The sequence below is a fragment of the Sphingomonas sp. PAMC 26605 genome (assembly GCF_000241485.1).
Classification (GTDB): Bacteria; Pseudomonadota; Alphaproteobacteria; order Sphingomonadales; family Sphingomonadaceae; genus Sphingomonas.
On sequence record NZ_JH584241.1, the window covers coordinates 1,419,272 to 1,432,753 of the forward strand.

The following is a 13,482-nucleotide window of genomic DNA, read 5'->3' on the forward strand; positions in this document are numbered from 1 at the left end:
CCGCGCAAAAGCGGTCTATCGCACCCGCTGAGCGGCCGCTTTTGGTCAATGCAGCGATGGTCGCCTGAGCCAGCCGCAGGTCGCGCGGCGCGTCCAGGGTGCGGTCGAGCGGCGTCGGGAGGGAAATCTTTATCGCTTCTTTATTAGGTGAACGCGCGGTCGGCTGCGACGCGGGCTCGACAGGAGCCCCACAGGAGACCCCATGCCAATCCTTCTCGTCGCCTTCCCCCGCCTATTCAGAGACCTGCCAAATCCTTTCGGTCGCCGCCTTCTCGCGTTTCTGGCGATGGCCGGGGTTTCGATCGGCGCGTCGGCGGCCCCCCGTGTCGTGCCGATGGAGTCGCGGCTGTGGTCGACGACAGTAAGCCCTGCGACCTTCGACATACAGGAGGGCTTCCCGAATGGGACGATGACCCTCCGCGACGGCTACGGCATCCTGAAGGATCAGGCGTTCGGCGACGGCACGATCGAGTTCGACATGAAAGCGCTCGATTTCAGCGACACAGGGATCCTGTTCCGCCGCCGCGATGCCGAGAATGCGGAGTTCTTCTATCTGCGCACCGATCCCGAATGCCCTGCCGCCAATGACTGTTACCAATATGCCCCGATCACGCATGGCCGGATGCAGTGGGACATCTATCCCCAGTATCAGGGCCCGGCTGCCATCTCGGAAAAAGGGTGGAACCACATCAAGCTGGTCATCGCCGGCGCGCGTCTGGAAGTGTATCTCAACCGCGCAGAGACGCCCACGCTGATCGTGGGACGATTGCGGGGGCTGACCAAAGACGGCGGTATCGCGTTCAAGGGGCCGGCCGTATTCGCCAACCTGACGATCGACACGACCCCGCCGAGGACGTCGTCCGAAGCGGATCGGTCGACGACGGCGGAGCGACCGGGTATCGTCTCGCATTGGTGGGTGTCGCTGCCGACCCGTCTGCCCGCTTCCGGGACGCCGTCGGCATCCGGCGCCGACACGCTGGTCTGGCGTCAAGCGAACGCCGAACCGAACGGGCTGGTCAACCTCAGCAGGATCGAAGGCCCCACGCCGGACCCCGCGATCGGCTGGCTGAAGACCGACGTCGTCGCTGCGGCCGCCGGTACGCGACGGGTCGATATCGGCTTCGCGCGTCAGGTCTGGGTCTTCGTCAACGGCGTCCTCGCCTATCAGGGGCGTAATCCCTATTATCCTCCGGCCGAACGCCTCCAAGTCGACGGCCGGCTGGAGCCCGCCAATGCCTCGGTCCCGTTGGCCCTCGTCAAGGGCAAGAACGCGATATTGGTAGCCGTCGGCAATCTCTGGAAGACGCACGACGGCCGCGAGAAAGCCAGTCCTTATGGGTGGGGTGCGATGCTGCGCTTCGAAAACCCGTCCGGTCTGCAATTCTGATCGTGCTGGCGATGCAGCACACGCTGCGGCCGCAGACCGCGGTCGATGCCCTTCACAGGTCCGGCGTCGCGGCGCATACGCGGTCGCACCGAAAGCGTGAGGTGCCAAATGCCCATTTCGTTCGTCGATCAGCTTGGACTGACCGTGCCCTTGATCCAGGCGCCGATGGCGGGGGTGGCCACGCCGGAACTCGCTGCAGCGGTCTCCAACGCTGGAGCGCTGGGCTCGATCGGCGTCGGGGTGTTGAACGCACAGGACGCAGGCGCCATGGTCTCACAAACCCGGGCACGGACCGATCGAGCCTTCAACGTTAACGTCTTCGTTCACGCAGGCGCCGCTCCGGACCCGGTGCGCGACGCTGCCTGGCTGGACTGGCTTGCTCCCGTTTTCGCGGAACTCGGCGCGGAACCCCCCGAGACCCTTCGGTCCCCGTTTACGAGCTTTGCCGACGACCCGGCCATGCTGACGATGCTGCTCGATCTGGTTCCTCCCGTCGTCAGTTTCCATTTCGGTCTGCCAACCGCCGACGCCATCGCCGCGCTGCGCGCGCGCGGCATTGTTGTGATGGCGACCGCAACCAGCGTGGAGGAGGCGCGCGCGATCGAGGCGGCCGGTGTCGACGTCGTCGTCGCGCAGGGAATCGAAGCTGGCGGGCACCGTGGTGTCTTTGATCCCGTCGCGCTCGACGATGCGCTCGGCACGGTCGCGCTGGTCCGCCTTCTCGCAAAGAAGACCAATCTGCCGATCGTGGCGGCGGGCGGCATCATGGACGGAGCCGGGATCGCCGCCGCACTCGACCTGGGTGCGGTCGCAGCGCAACTCGGCACTGCGTTCATCGCCTGCCCGGAGAGCACGGCCGACGACGCGTATCGCACCGCCCTGGCAGGGCCGGCGGCTTACCACACGACGCTAACGTCGGTTATTTCGGGGCGTCCTGCTCGTGCGCTTTCCAACCGCTTCACCGCGTTGGCGGCGTCGCTTGGGGATCGGAGGGCACCGGATTACCCGATTGCATATGACGCGGGTCGATCGCTTCACGCGGCGGCCCGGGCCAAGGGAGAGCATGGCTTCGGCGCGCACTGGGCGGGGCAGGGCGCTCCCCTTGCGCGTTCGATGCCGGCTCGCGAGCTGGTGCACGCTCTGAAGCTGGAGCTTGAAGCGGCGCAGGTCCGGCCGGATGCCGCCCGTATCTTCGAAGGCCGCCAGGAAAGCGCATGACCCTATCGCAGAAGCAATCCGAAGAAGCGCGAGGGGGTATCGCTCTTCGCAGAATCCTTCTGACGAAACGAGCGTGACCGGCGTGTCCAGACGGACGCGGCGCGCGGCGCGTCGCGATCATTCGCCGTGTTCGCCGACCCTTTTGTCGCGCGCTTCCGAGCCCAGCTGCCGGCGAAGCGCGGCACCGCCCCGACCTGCCGGACAGATTGGCCTGTTGTAGCCGAGCTGACGTCCGCGAGAGCGCCCGCATGGGGCGTTGCACCGCGCATCGCGGCCATCACGATCAGCCTTTTCGTGTCGCCTCCGCTCTCACGCGACGCGGATGAAGGCGACCCGCGGGGGCCTGCGGCTACAGGTGCGAGTCTATTTTTCGCGACATCGCCGAACGATCTGTAACCCGGGGGCTTCGTCCGTCGAAACCCGCACGTGCCACCTGCGAGGGTTGGCTAAAGGGGAGATCTTGAATGTTGTGCTTCGACCATCGACGGCTTGCCGCCGCCCTGCTGATCCTGAGCGCGCCGGCGAGCGGCCTGATCCCGACAATGGCACAGGCTGCGGTCCCGGGTTCGACGGCGTCGGTGAACGTCGACCAGGCTGGCGTGGCGCTCCGCGGCTTCGATCCGGTCGCCTATTTCGAAACCGGCAAGCCGACCAAGGGCGTGGATGCGATCGCGACGACGTTTGACGGCGTACGCTACCTGTTCGCGACCGAGGCGCACCGCCGGACGTTCCTCGCCGCTCCCGCCAAATACGTTCCCCAGTTCGGGGGATTCTGCGCGGTTGGAACGTCCTTCGGCGAAAAGGTCGACGCCGACCCGCAAACGGGTCGCGTCGTCGACGGCAAGCTCTACGTGAACTATAGCGCGAAGACGCAAATGATCTTCGACAAGGACGTGCCCGGGACGATCGCGCGGGCCGAGCAGAACTGGCCGAAGGTCAAAGACAAGCCTCAGTGAGCTGCGGCTCCCCGCTGCACCGTCGGGCCGGGTGGCGCGTGGCGGCGGTGGCGATTCTCGCTTTCGCCGCCGCGCCTGGAGGTGCCGGGATCGTGGTCGGCGCGCCTGCTGCGGCAGAGCCGTTGCCGACGCTGGAGATCGACGGCGGCGGTCCGGTCAGGCTCGCGGCGTTGCGCGGGAATCCTGCCATCGTCAGCTTCTGGGCGAGCTGGTGCGTGCCGTGCCGGGCGGAACTCGCGAGCCTCGAACGGCTCGCCGCGAGCCGGCCCGGCCGGTTGGCGGTTATCGCCGCGTCGGTCGATGACGATCGCGCGGTTGGTCGGGCCGCTTTCGGACGGGCGTATCCGCACCTCCGGCTCGCCTTCGCATCGCTTCGCGCGGTCGAGCGGTACGGCGCGCTCGGCATGCCCTATTCGGTCGTCTTCGATGCACGTGGCCGCGAAGTGCGGCGGGTCACGCGGGCTATCGACTGGAGCGCTGCCGATGGCGCCGGTATGCTCGCGCAGGCAGATCGGTCGTCGAGGCGTTGAGGCCCGGATGGCCGCGGCTGTCCTCCGTCGCCTTCGACGCGGGATTTCATCACATCCGGCCGGACCGCCAGCGCCGCCTTCCAAGCGCGATCGTGGAACCTCGGCGCTGTAACCTCTGAAGCACCCCCGGCGTATGTCCCATCAGGCCCACGCGGAAACGGGTCGGCCCTCACCAGCGAGAGTAAGTGCCATGCTCGTAAGCGACGTCCTCAAGAACAAGTCTGCGGATATTCACCAGATCATCGAGACAGCCACCCTGTCGGCAGCGGCCGGCCTGATGGCATCGTCGCGCGTCGGGGCGCTCGTCGTCGAGGGACCGTCGGGAGCGCTGAGCGGCCTCGTCTCCGAGCGCGAGATCACCGCCGCGCTGGTGCGCTGGGGCGGCGAGGCGCACAGGCATACCGTGCGCGAGGTGATGGTGCGCCAGCCGCTGGTCGCGCGTCCCGAAGACACGCTTGCCGACGTCACCGCGGTGATGACGCACCACCGCGCGCGCCACTTGCCGGTGATGCGCGAAGGGGTGCTGGTCGGCATCCTCAGCATCGGCGACGTGCTTGCCTTGCGGCTCGACGAGAAGATCCACGAGAACCTCGTTCTGCAGGACATCGCCCGCTGGCGTCACGCCGCCTAGCGCATGGCGTGACCGGGCCGGTCGAACAAAGACCGTCATCGCGGTTGCACGGTGTAACGCGCGCACCTGGGCGAACGAACGGGTCATCATGGATCATCGAGACGCCCCGATACCGAGCTTAGGCGCCGCGCCGCCGTCGCGCCGGTGCTTTACGACCGCCGTCGTCGCGCCCGTCGAACCGATCCGCGGCAGCTTGTCCGATCGCGCGGCGACGGCGCTGGCGGTGTTGCTTCCGATCCTCGGGTGCGGGGAAGAGGCCGCCGGGCTCGCCTTCAGCGACCTGGCCGATCGCGAGGACCAGGCCGCGGCGACCGCACTGCGGTGCGTCGCGGCGGAGGAACGCGTCCATGACGGGTTGATCCAGGCGCTCGCGGCGGGATTGCCCGCGCCGCCCGACCAGCGCCGAGCGCGCGCCTTGTCACGGCGGTTTCACCTCGAACTCGGCCGTGGCGACGCCGCGGTCCGCCTCGCGCGGATCGCTGCGCTCGATTCGGCGGTCTGTCTGCTCCTGTCGCGCTTGCTTCGGCCGGGAACGCCGCTTTCGGCCGACGCCGCGATTGCGCCGATCCTGCGCCGGATCGCGCGCGACGAAGCGCGTCACGTCCGCATCACGCGGTCGCTCGCCGTTTCACGGATGCGCGAGGCGAGCCTCAAGACGGCCGGGATCGCAGTCCGCGAACGCTTGGTTGCGTTGCTGAGCGAGGCGGGCGATGCGTTCGATACCCTGTCGTTCGATCCGCGCTGGCTTGTCACCGACGTTGCCCGCCTTCCGGATGGGCTGTACCGCAGGTGAGCGAAGGCCTGGCCCGAGCGTGGCGATCGCACGGCGAACTGGCGCTGCTCGGCACGGGCGCGGCATTGCCGGGCTCGCCCGTGACGACCGAGACACTGCTCGGCCGGGCAGGGCTCGATGGTCGCCGGCATGCCCTGGGGCTGTCGGTCGCCGAGCGGCTGGGCGTTCGCACGCGGCATCTCGGCCGCTCTTGGTCAACGCGGATCGATACATTGGGAGACGGCGCCGGCAATCCCGCGCTCGCGGCGCAGGCGGTCGAGGCCGCGCTGCGCGACGCTGGCTTGCAGGTGGCTGATCTCGGCTATCTGATCGCGCACACCGCGACACCGGCACAGCCATTGCCGTCCAACGTCGCGTTCGTCGCCGATCGACTGGGGTTTGCCGGGCCTCATATCGAGCTGCGTCAGGCGTGTACGGGTTTTGCCAACGCGCTGATGATCGCCTTCGGTCTGCTGGCCGCGCCCGGCGCCCGCCCCGTTGCGATCGTCGGTTCGGAAACGGGGTCGGTCTTTCTCGACATCGCGGCGCTTGCGGACGAGTCCGGGCAGATCGTCAATCTGGTGCAGATGGGCGACGGTGCCGGCGCGGTGATCCTCGGCCCGGCGGGAAGCGGTTCCGACCGGCTTCGCGCCGCCTGGTACGGCGCGCTGGGGCTTGGCCGTGGTCCGGGCTTGCAGATGCGCGAAGGCGGATCGGACCGGCCGGGGCCGGGCGATGCGGGGCCGCTGTCGTTCGAACACGATTTCGCCGCAGTGCTGCGCGGCGGCGCGGAATTGTTCGACGCGGGCGTCGGCGCCGCCGCGGCGCGCGGGTTCGACCTCGCCGCGGCCGACTGGATCATACCGCATCAGGCGAGCGGCCGGATCGGCCAGCAGTTGGCGGGGCATTTCGACCTGCCCGAAGACCGGTTCTTCGTGAACGCCGATCGCATCGGCAACACGGGCTCCGCGGCGATCTGGATCGCGCTCGCCGAGTTGCGCGCTCGTCGTCTCGCCGCCGGCACCGTGACGCTCGCCCTCGGCGCCGAGGCCACCAAATACATGTTCGGAGGTTTCGTCCATGAAGCCGGCTGATGCGTCGGACCGGATCGTCGTCAGCGGTCTCGGCAAGCGCTATGGCGCCACCTGGGCCGTGCACGATGTCGGCTTCACGCTGACGCCTGGTGCGATGCTCGGCCTCGTCGGGGCGAATGGCGGGGGCAAAACGACGACGCTCAGGATGCTCGCGGGGCTGGTCCGGCCGGACGCCGGCGCGGGCCGTGTCCTCGGCCATGACATCGCGCGACCCGATGCCGCGCTGCGTCGGAAGATCGGCTATATGAGCCAGAAACTGTCGCTCTATCCGGAATTGAGCGTCGCCGAAAATCTCGCCTTCCGCGCCGCCGTCCTGCGCTTGGCGGATCGCCGGGGCGCGATCGCGCAGGCGGCCGAACGGTACGGGCTTGGCGGGGTGCTGACGACGCGCTTCGACCGTCTGTCCGGCGGCTGGGCCCGGCGGGCGCAATTTGCCGCGGTCACGCTCGGCGACCCGCCGCTGCTGCTGCTCGACGAACCGACCGCGGGGCTCGACGTCGCGACGCGCCGCGCGATCTGGGGATGGCTAAGCGAGTTCGCGGCGGCAGGCCATATCGTCGTCGTCAGCACGCACGACCTGGTCGAGGCCGCGCGCTGCCCGACCATGCTGCATTATGCGGCCGGGCGTGCCGAGGGGCCGATGACCCCCGCCGACTTCGTCACAGCCGCGGGCGGCGGCGACCTCGAGGATGCGGTGCACCGTCTGGCCGGGGCAGGGCGCTGATGGGGATGATCGCGATCTCGCTCGCCATCGCGCGGGTGGAACTGCTCCGGCTTTTGCGCTCGCCGACGAGCTTCACCCTCTTGCTGCTGGTGCCGACGCTCCAGATCCTTCTTTTCGGTTATGCGATCAGGCCATCGGCGGCCGAGGTCGCGGTGGCGATTGCTGGCCCCGCCACCGAACGCGGGGATGTCGCGCGACTGGTCGGTGCCGCCGGGCTCCGCGTCGTCGCGAGCGATCTTGCGCCGGGCAAGGCGGCGGCGATGGTCCGCGCGGGCCGGGCGGTGGTCGGGATCGAGCTGCCGACGACGCCCTTCGAACCGGTCCGAAGCGTGATCGACGCCACCGATCCCAACCTCTCGGGCGCGGCGGAGGCCAAGGTCGAGGCGATCTATTGGAATGGTCTCGCCGAGCGCAACAAGGTGGCGGACATTGGCCCCCGCCTGCGGATCGAGCGTCTGTTCAATCCGTCCGCCCGCGCGGACTGGGCCTTCCTGCCGCCGCTGTCGGGCACGATCATGATGATCAGCATGCTGATGCTCGGCGCGCTCAGCCTGGCGCGCGAGCGCGAGCTTGGAACATGGGAAGCGCTCGCGGCGCTTCCCGTCGGACGATTGCCGCTGCTGCTCGGCAAGGTCGCGCCGCTCGCCGTCATCGGGTCGCTGCAGGGGCTGATCGTCCTGGTCGCGAGCGTCTGGCTGTTCGCATTGCCGGTCCACGGAAATCTGCCCGCCTTCCTGGCGCTCTTTCCGCTCTTCGCCGTCGCGCATCTGGTGCTCGGGCAGGCGCTCGCGGCGCGCGCGCGGACCCAGTTGGCGGCGCTTCAGGGCGCGGTCGCCTTCTACTTGCCGGCGATGCTGCTCTCGGGATTCCTGTATCCGTTCGCGACGCTGCCGCGCTGGGCGCAGCGGCTGGGCGAAATCTTCCCGCTGACGCATTTTGCCCGCGCCGCGCGCGACGCCACGCTGCGCGGACAGGATGGGTGGACGATCCTCGCCCATGGCGGGCCCATTGCCGTCTTCCTGCTGGCGGTCGTCGCGCTTTCCCTGTTGCAGCACCGCGCCCGGCTCGATTGAGCCGATTGTAACGGGCAGCGCGGCCGAAACGAACCTACCAGGCGACGGCGGCTTGGCCGTCTTCCCGGGAGACCTCACCATGACCTTTCGTCTGACCACGGCCGCGATCGCGGCGACGATCCTTGCGGTCGCCCCAGCCCATGCGGCCGAGTTCCGTAAGTTCGATCGGGCCGCCTTCGCCGCGGCGCAGGCCCAGGGCCGCCCCGTCATCATCGACGTGCATGCCTGGTGGTGCCCCGTGTGCTTCTCGCAAAACCACACGATCCGGCAGACCGTCGCGTCGCCGGCCTACGACAAGATGGTCATCTTCCGGATCGACTACGACACCCAGAAGCCGGTGTGGCAAAGCTTCGGTGTGCGCAAACAGGCGACCCTGATCGCGTTCCACGGCCGGCGGGAGGTCGGGCGGCTCGCCTATATGACCAACAAGGACGCCATCGACGCGCTCCTGGCTTCGGCGGTCCGCTGACGCGACCGACGGCGCGCTGCTGTAACCCGCCGCGCTTCCCTTGCGAAACCCTGGTCGAGGTCCGCGTCCGCGCCGGCCGATCCTCACGACGCTGGAACCGATCCGATGTGCCTGCAACGCCGAATCCCTGCTAAAACCCGCCATGCCGCGGACACGCCACGATGAGCAGCGCGCTGAACCCGCTGCTCGCTTATGCGGCGGGCGCGCTCACCATCCTGTCGCCCTGCGTGCTCCCGCTGGTCCCGATCATTCTCGGGAGCGCCGCGCAGAAGCATCGCTTCGGGCCGCTCGCGCTGGCGGCGGGCCTGGTGGTGTCGTTCACCGTGACCGGCTTCGTGATCGCGACCGCCGGCGAGTCGCTCGGGCTCGACACCGATGTCGTGCGCCTCGCCGGCGCGGTCATCCTCGCGGTGATCGGCCTGGCCCTCGTCGTTCCGCAGTTCCAGCGCGTCACGGAACGTCTCGCCACCCCGCTGGCGAACTGGGCCGGCGCGCGTCAGGCCGGACTCGAACGGTTCGGTCTCGCCGGGCAGGCCGCGATCGGCATGCTCCTCGGTCTGGTGTGGAGCCCGTGCGTCGGCCCGACCCTGGGCGCAGCGACGGTCCTCGCAGCGCAGGGGCAAGACCTTGGCGAGGTCGCGTTCGTGATGGCGGCGTTCGGTCTCGGGATCGCGAGCGTCCTGCTGATCCTCGCGCTCGCGGCGCGTTCGGTGATCGTTCGCTGGCGCGGTCGTCTGATGAGCGCGGGAAGCGGGGGCAAGAAGGCGCTCGGCGCGCTGCTGATCGCGGTCGGTCTGCTGATCTTCACCGGCACCGATCATTTGATCGAAGGCGTGGTCCTCGGGGCGTCGCCGGAATGGCTCACGAACCTGACGACGGCGATCTGAAGGCGTCCGGCCAGAGGCGTGGAATTCATCATTCGGAGGCGCGACGTGAAACGCTCAGCGAGCTTGCATCATCCCCGCGCCGGCGCGGGTCGTGCGCCCCACATCGTCATTGTCGGCGCCGGCTTCGGCGGACTCGCCGCAGCGAAGGAACTGGCGCGCTACGATCTCGACGTGACCCTCGTCGACCGCCAAAACCACCATCTCTTTCAACCCCTGCTCTACCAGGTGGCGACGGCGGGCCTGTCCCCGGCGGATGTCGCCGCTCCGATTCGATCGATCGTTAAGAAGCAGAAGCGAACGCGGGTCCTGCTCGATCAGGTGGACGGCATCGACCATCAGGCGAAGACCGTAAGCCTTTCGAGCGGTGCCACGCTGCACTACGATTCGCTGATCCTCGCCACCGGCGCCACCCACAGCTATTTCGGGAACGAGGGCTGGGCCGAGCACGCCCCCGGCATCAAGACGATCGACGACGCGCTGCATGTCCGCAGGCAGATCCTGCTCGCGCTCGAACACGCCGAGACGAACCGTCAGCAGAATGTCGAAGAGCGTGCCGAGTTCCTGACGTTCCTCATCGTCGGCGGTGGTCCGACCGGGGTGGAGATGGCCGGCGCGGTCGCCGAACTGACACGACACGCCGCCGATATGGACTTTCACTACATCACCCGGCGCTGCGTGCGGATCATCCTTATCGAGGCCGGGCAGCGATTGCTCGCGACCTTTCCCGAACGGCTGAGCGAAGCGGCACGGCGCGCGCTGGTGAAATTGGGGGTCGAGGTCAGGCTCGGCAGCCGCGTGACCAGCATCGACGCGGCGGGGGCGGTCGTCGATGACGAACTGATCCGCTCGGCCACGATCATCTGGGCCGCCGGGGTCAAGGCATCACCGGCTGCGCAATGGCTGGATCTCGCGCCGGACCGCGCCGGTCGCGTCATCGTCGATGCGAGCCTGCAGGTCGCGGATCGCGCGGGCGTCTATGCGATCGGCGATACGGCCGCTGCAACGAGCGCCACGGGTCAGCCGGTTCCCGGGATCGCACCCGCCGCGAAGCAGCAGGGGGTGTACGTTGCGCATCACATCGCCGCCAAGCTCGGCCACCGTCGCGCCCCCACGTCCTTTCGGTATCGCCATTTCGGCAGCCTTGCGACGATCGGGCGAAAGCGTGCGGTGGTCGATCTGGGATGGGTGCGTTTCTCCGGACTTGCGGCGTGGATCCTGTGGTCGACCGCACATATCTATTTCCTGGCGGGCTTCCGCAACCGCTTCGTCGTGGGTGCGAACTGGCTCTGGAACTATATGACCTTCGAGCGCAGCGCTCGCCTGATTACCGGCCTTGGTACGGATATCGAAGGCGTCGTGTCGGCGGCACGCGTGGCGCGAGGTCCCGACATTCGAGACGCGCCTGCCAGCCTCACGGCGGACCCTCGGGCGCCCGGGGAGTGTGGCGGGTTATCCGCGCGCGTGGCGCCACGTCCTTAAGTCCTGCAATGTCGCGTATCGTCTGGGGCTATGCCCGGCTGCGGCGTCGCCACGCTGCTCGCCGGCGCGATCCTGCCACTGGCGGCGCGCCGGGGTTCGCGCGCGCCGCTATCGCTTACTCCATAGCGGCGAGCACATCCGATACGTCGGCCGTCGCGATCGTCGCGAAGTCGTCGGCGACGCCGTAAGGCAGGTACAGCGTCCGTCCGCGCACCAGGCCGCCGCAACTGTAGATCACGTTGGGAACATAGCCGTTGCGATTGTCCTGCGCAGGCTCGATCAGAGGACGGGGTGTCCGCGCCAGTACTTTGCTCGGATCGCGCTTGTCGAGCAGGCAGGCGCCGATGCAATAGTTTCGGACCACGCCGACACCGTGGGTCAGCACGAGCCAGCCCTCGTCGATCTCGATCGGCGACCCGCAATTTCCCATCTGGACGAACTCCCACGGGTAGCGGGGGCACAGGATCTTGGTACCGCCGTTCCAGGTCTCGAGATCGTCCGACTGCAGGAACCAGATGTTCTCATTGTCGTGCCGCGACAGCATCGCGTACCGGCCGGCGATCCTCCTCGGAAACAGCGCCATGCCCTTTCCACCCGCCGCGTCGCCGCGCAGCGGGCGCATGTCGAAATCCCGGAACGTCTCGGTGTCGAGCAGCTCCGAGCGCGCCGCTGCGCCACTGAAGGCGGTATAGGTGCCGTAGAAGCGCTCGCTTCCATCGTCCTCGACAAAGTGGACCAGGCGAAGGTCCTCGATGCCCTGCCGCTGGCTGGGCGTCATTGGGAACAGGACGGTTTCCGACAAGGTATAGCTGCCGCCGCACAGCAGCTTGATGCCGAGCGGGCCGTCCCCTTCTTCGCGCTGGATGATCGGAGGTACGGCTGTCCGGCTGGGCACGTCGACCGACAGGTCCCCGCCGGGGCCGATCAGTCCGGTCCTGAACGTCACCGAGGAGACGTGCCCCTCGCCGATCGCGCGCAGCGCCATGAGGAAGCGGACCGACCCTTCGGGAACCTCGGACTGATCGGGATGGATTACCATGCTGGGATTGAACAAGGCGGCTGCCTCGAACGAATATTCGTTGCAGAAATAGGCACCGATCAGCAGCGCCTGGTCCGGCCGCACCGCCGCCGGGTTGATGCAGAAGCCGCCGCACAGATCGAGCACCTCGTGGAAGCGCCGCATCAGCATCGCATCGACGTCGCGATGGCGCTCGTCGAGCGATTCGGTGATCTTCTCGCGCTCCTTCGCACCCTCTTCGAAACTCAGGGCCATGACACGGTCGATGATCCGCTGCGATCGCGGCATGCTCGCCACCGCGAAGGAATCGGGGTCGCCAGGCATGAACGGTCGCACCACGGTCCGCGATGGGTCGGGGCGCAACACGATGGGGAGGTGGTTCAGGAAGCTTGCTGACATGGGTTCGATCTCCGTTGCGGCGGGGTTCGGTCGGCAAGGAGGTAAGGTTACTCGGCCGGTGGGAAGGCTTTGAGCAAGCCGCGCTTGGTCCAGCCAAGAACCGCGACCGCCGCAAGCACAGCGGGAAGCATCGCGCCCGTTTCGTTGACAGCGTACCGGTCCACAGACGCGGCGTATATGGGCTCGGAGCGATGTGTGCCGGGAGTGCCGCGCCGCCGACGGGTTGGTCCACCGATCGGCAATGGCGGCGCGCTGCGCTGGCAGGCGTTCTCGCATTTCTCGGTATGCCTGGTGCTCTACGGTGTCGTCAAAGCCTCGGGTCCGGACCCCGCCGACGGTTCGCGTCGCCGTGCATTTGCGACTGGCCAGAACGCACACCACCGTCCGGCAGCCTGACGCCGCCGGACGGTGGGGTTAAGAGGGTGGTCCGACCGGTTCGGTCGGACGCTGGGCTCAGCCCTTGGGGGTGAGGCTGCCGCCCATCTTGGCGCAAGCCTTGGTCGAGAGATCCTTGAAGCCCTGGCCCTTGCAGTCGTTCTGGCCCTTGCAGTCATGCGTGCCCGACTTGCAGTCCGACTGACCCTTGCACGAATTGACGCCGTAGCAGGGCTGCGCCTTGGAGGTCTTGGCAGCGGCTTGCGCGGGGGCGGTCGTCGCGAGGCCCGTCAGAGCGAGCATGGCAGCGGCGGAAGCGATGGCGGCGCCGGTCTTGAAGGTCTTCATGGGGATACTCCTGAATAGATGACGTTTGCCAGGTGGCGCTGGGATTTTCGCCGCGAGAAGGCCGCCGGTTACAGACGAGATAAAATTCCGATGTCGTAGCCACAGTGTAACCGCGGCGCGCA

The 13,482-nt window shown here is 68.0% G+C and carries 14 protein-coding genes; 12 read left to right on the top strand and 2 right to left on the bottom strand.

Annotated features, from left to right (window positions below):
* Positions 1-202: 202 nt before the first annotated feature.
* From RH90_RS06510 to RH90_RS06565, 12 genes are all read left to right on the top strand, one after another.
* Positions 203-1,387: a family 16 glycoside hydrolase gene (locus tag RH90_RS06510; protein ID WP_010184627.1), complete on the top strand. Its 1,185-nt coding sequence runs from the start codon at positions 203-205 to the stop codon at positions 1,385-1,387.
* 108 nt (positions 1,388-1,495) lie between these two features.
* Entirely contained in the window at positions 1,496-2,605 is a 1,110-nt protein-coding gene (locus tag RH90_RS06515; protein WP_010184628.1) for a nitronate monooxygenase, read from the top strand.
* Positions 2,606-3,069: 464 nt separating this feature from the next.
* Complete coding sequence (locus RH90_RS06520) at positions 3,070-3,561, top strand: YHS domain-containing (seleno)protein (RefSeq protein WP_010184629.1); 492 nt, start codon at positions 3,070-3,072, stop codon at positions 3,559-3,561.
* A complete protein-coding gene (locus RH90_RS06525) occupies positions 3,558-4,091 on the top strand; it encodes a TlpA family protein disulfide reductase (protein ID WP_157134530.1) in 534 nt (177 codons plus the stop codon). Before RH90_RS06520 ends, RH90_RS06525 begins: the two co-directional genes overlap by 4 nt.
* A gap of 190 nt (positions 4,092-4,281) precedes the next feature.
* Entirely contained in the window at positions 4,282-4,722 is a 441-nt protein-coding gene (locus RH90_RS06530) for a CBS domain-containing protein (protein ID WP_010184631.1), read from the top strand.
* An 88-nt stretch (positions 4,723-4,810) separates the two neighbouring features.
* The gene (locus RH90_RS06535) at positions 4,811-5,515 is read left to right on the top strand and encodes a hypothetical protein (RefSeq protein ID WP_010184632.1); all 705 of its coding nucleotides are present in this window, start codon (positions 4,811-4,813) and stop codon (positions 5,513-5,515) included.
* Positions 5,512-6,588, top strand: a complete 1,077-nt coding sequence (locus RH90_RS06540) for a 3-oxoacyl-ACP synthase III family protein (protein ID WP_010184633.1) — start codon at positions 5,512-5,514, stop codon at positions 6,586-6,588. The genes RH90_RS06535 and RH90_RS06540 overlap by 4 nt, the downstream gene beginning before the upstream one ends.
* A complete protein-coding gene (locus tag RH90_RS06545) occupies positions 6,575-7,312 on the top strand; it encodes an ABC transporter ATP-binding protein (RefSeq protein ID WP_010184635.1) in 738 nt (245 codons plus the stop codon). The genes RH90_RS06540 and RH90_RS06545 overlap by 14 nt, the downstream gene beginning before the upstream one ends.
* Positions 7,313-7,317: 5 nt before the next feature.
* Positions 7,318-8,385 (top strand): ABC transporter permease, encoded by a 1,068-nt coding sequence (locus RH90_RS06550; RefSeq protein WP_051124757.1) that lies wholly within the window; start codon positions 7,318-7,320, stop codon positions 8,383-8,385.
* Positions 8,386-8,464: 79 nt separating this feature from the next.
* Positions 8,465-8,854 carry a thioredoxin family protein gene (locus tag RH90_RS06555; RefSeq protein WP_010184638.1) on the top strand — a complete coding sequence of 130 codons (390 nt, stop codon included), beginning with the start codon at positions 8,465-8,467 and terminating at the stop codon, positions 8,852-8,854.
* A gap of 161 nt (positions 8,855-9,015) precedes the next feature.
* Positions 9,016-9,741: a cytochrome c biogenesis CcdA family protein gene (locus RH90_RS06560; protein ID WP_010184639.1), complete on the top strand. Its 726-nt coding sequence runs from the start codon at positions 9,016-9,018 to the stop codon at positions 9,739-9,741.
* Positions 9,742-9,786: 45 nt separating this feature from the next.
* Positions 9,787-11,220: an NAD(P)/FAD-dependent oxidoreductase gene (locus RH90_RS06565; RefSeq protein ID WP_232280315.1), complete on the top strand. Its 1,434-nt coding sequence runs from the start codon at positions 9,787-9,789 to the stop codon at positions 11,218-11,220.
* Between the two features lie 115 nt (positions 11,221-11,335).
* Here RH90_RS06565 and RH90_RS06570 read toward each other — a convergent pair whose 3' ends face one another.
* Both RH90_RS06570 and bufA2 read right to left on the bottom strand, forming a co-directional pair.
* Positions 11,336-12,637: a glycoside hydrolase family 130 protein gene (locus tag RH90_RS06570; protein WP_010184641.1), complete on the bottom strand. Its 1,302-nt coding sequence runs from the start codon at positions 12,635-12,637 to the stop codon at positions 11,336-11,338.
* A 453-nt stretch (positions 12,638-13,090) separates the two neighbouring features.
* On the bottom strand, positions 13,091-13,360 hold the full coding sequence (gene bufA2 / locus RH90_RS06575) for a BufA2 family periplasmic bufferin-type metallophore (RefSeq protein WP_010184642.1): 270 nt from the start codon (positions 13,358-13,360) through the stop codon (positions 13,091-13,093).
* Positions 13,361-13,482: the final 122 nt, after the last annotated feature.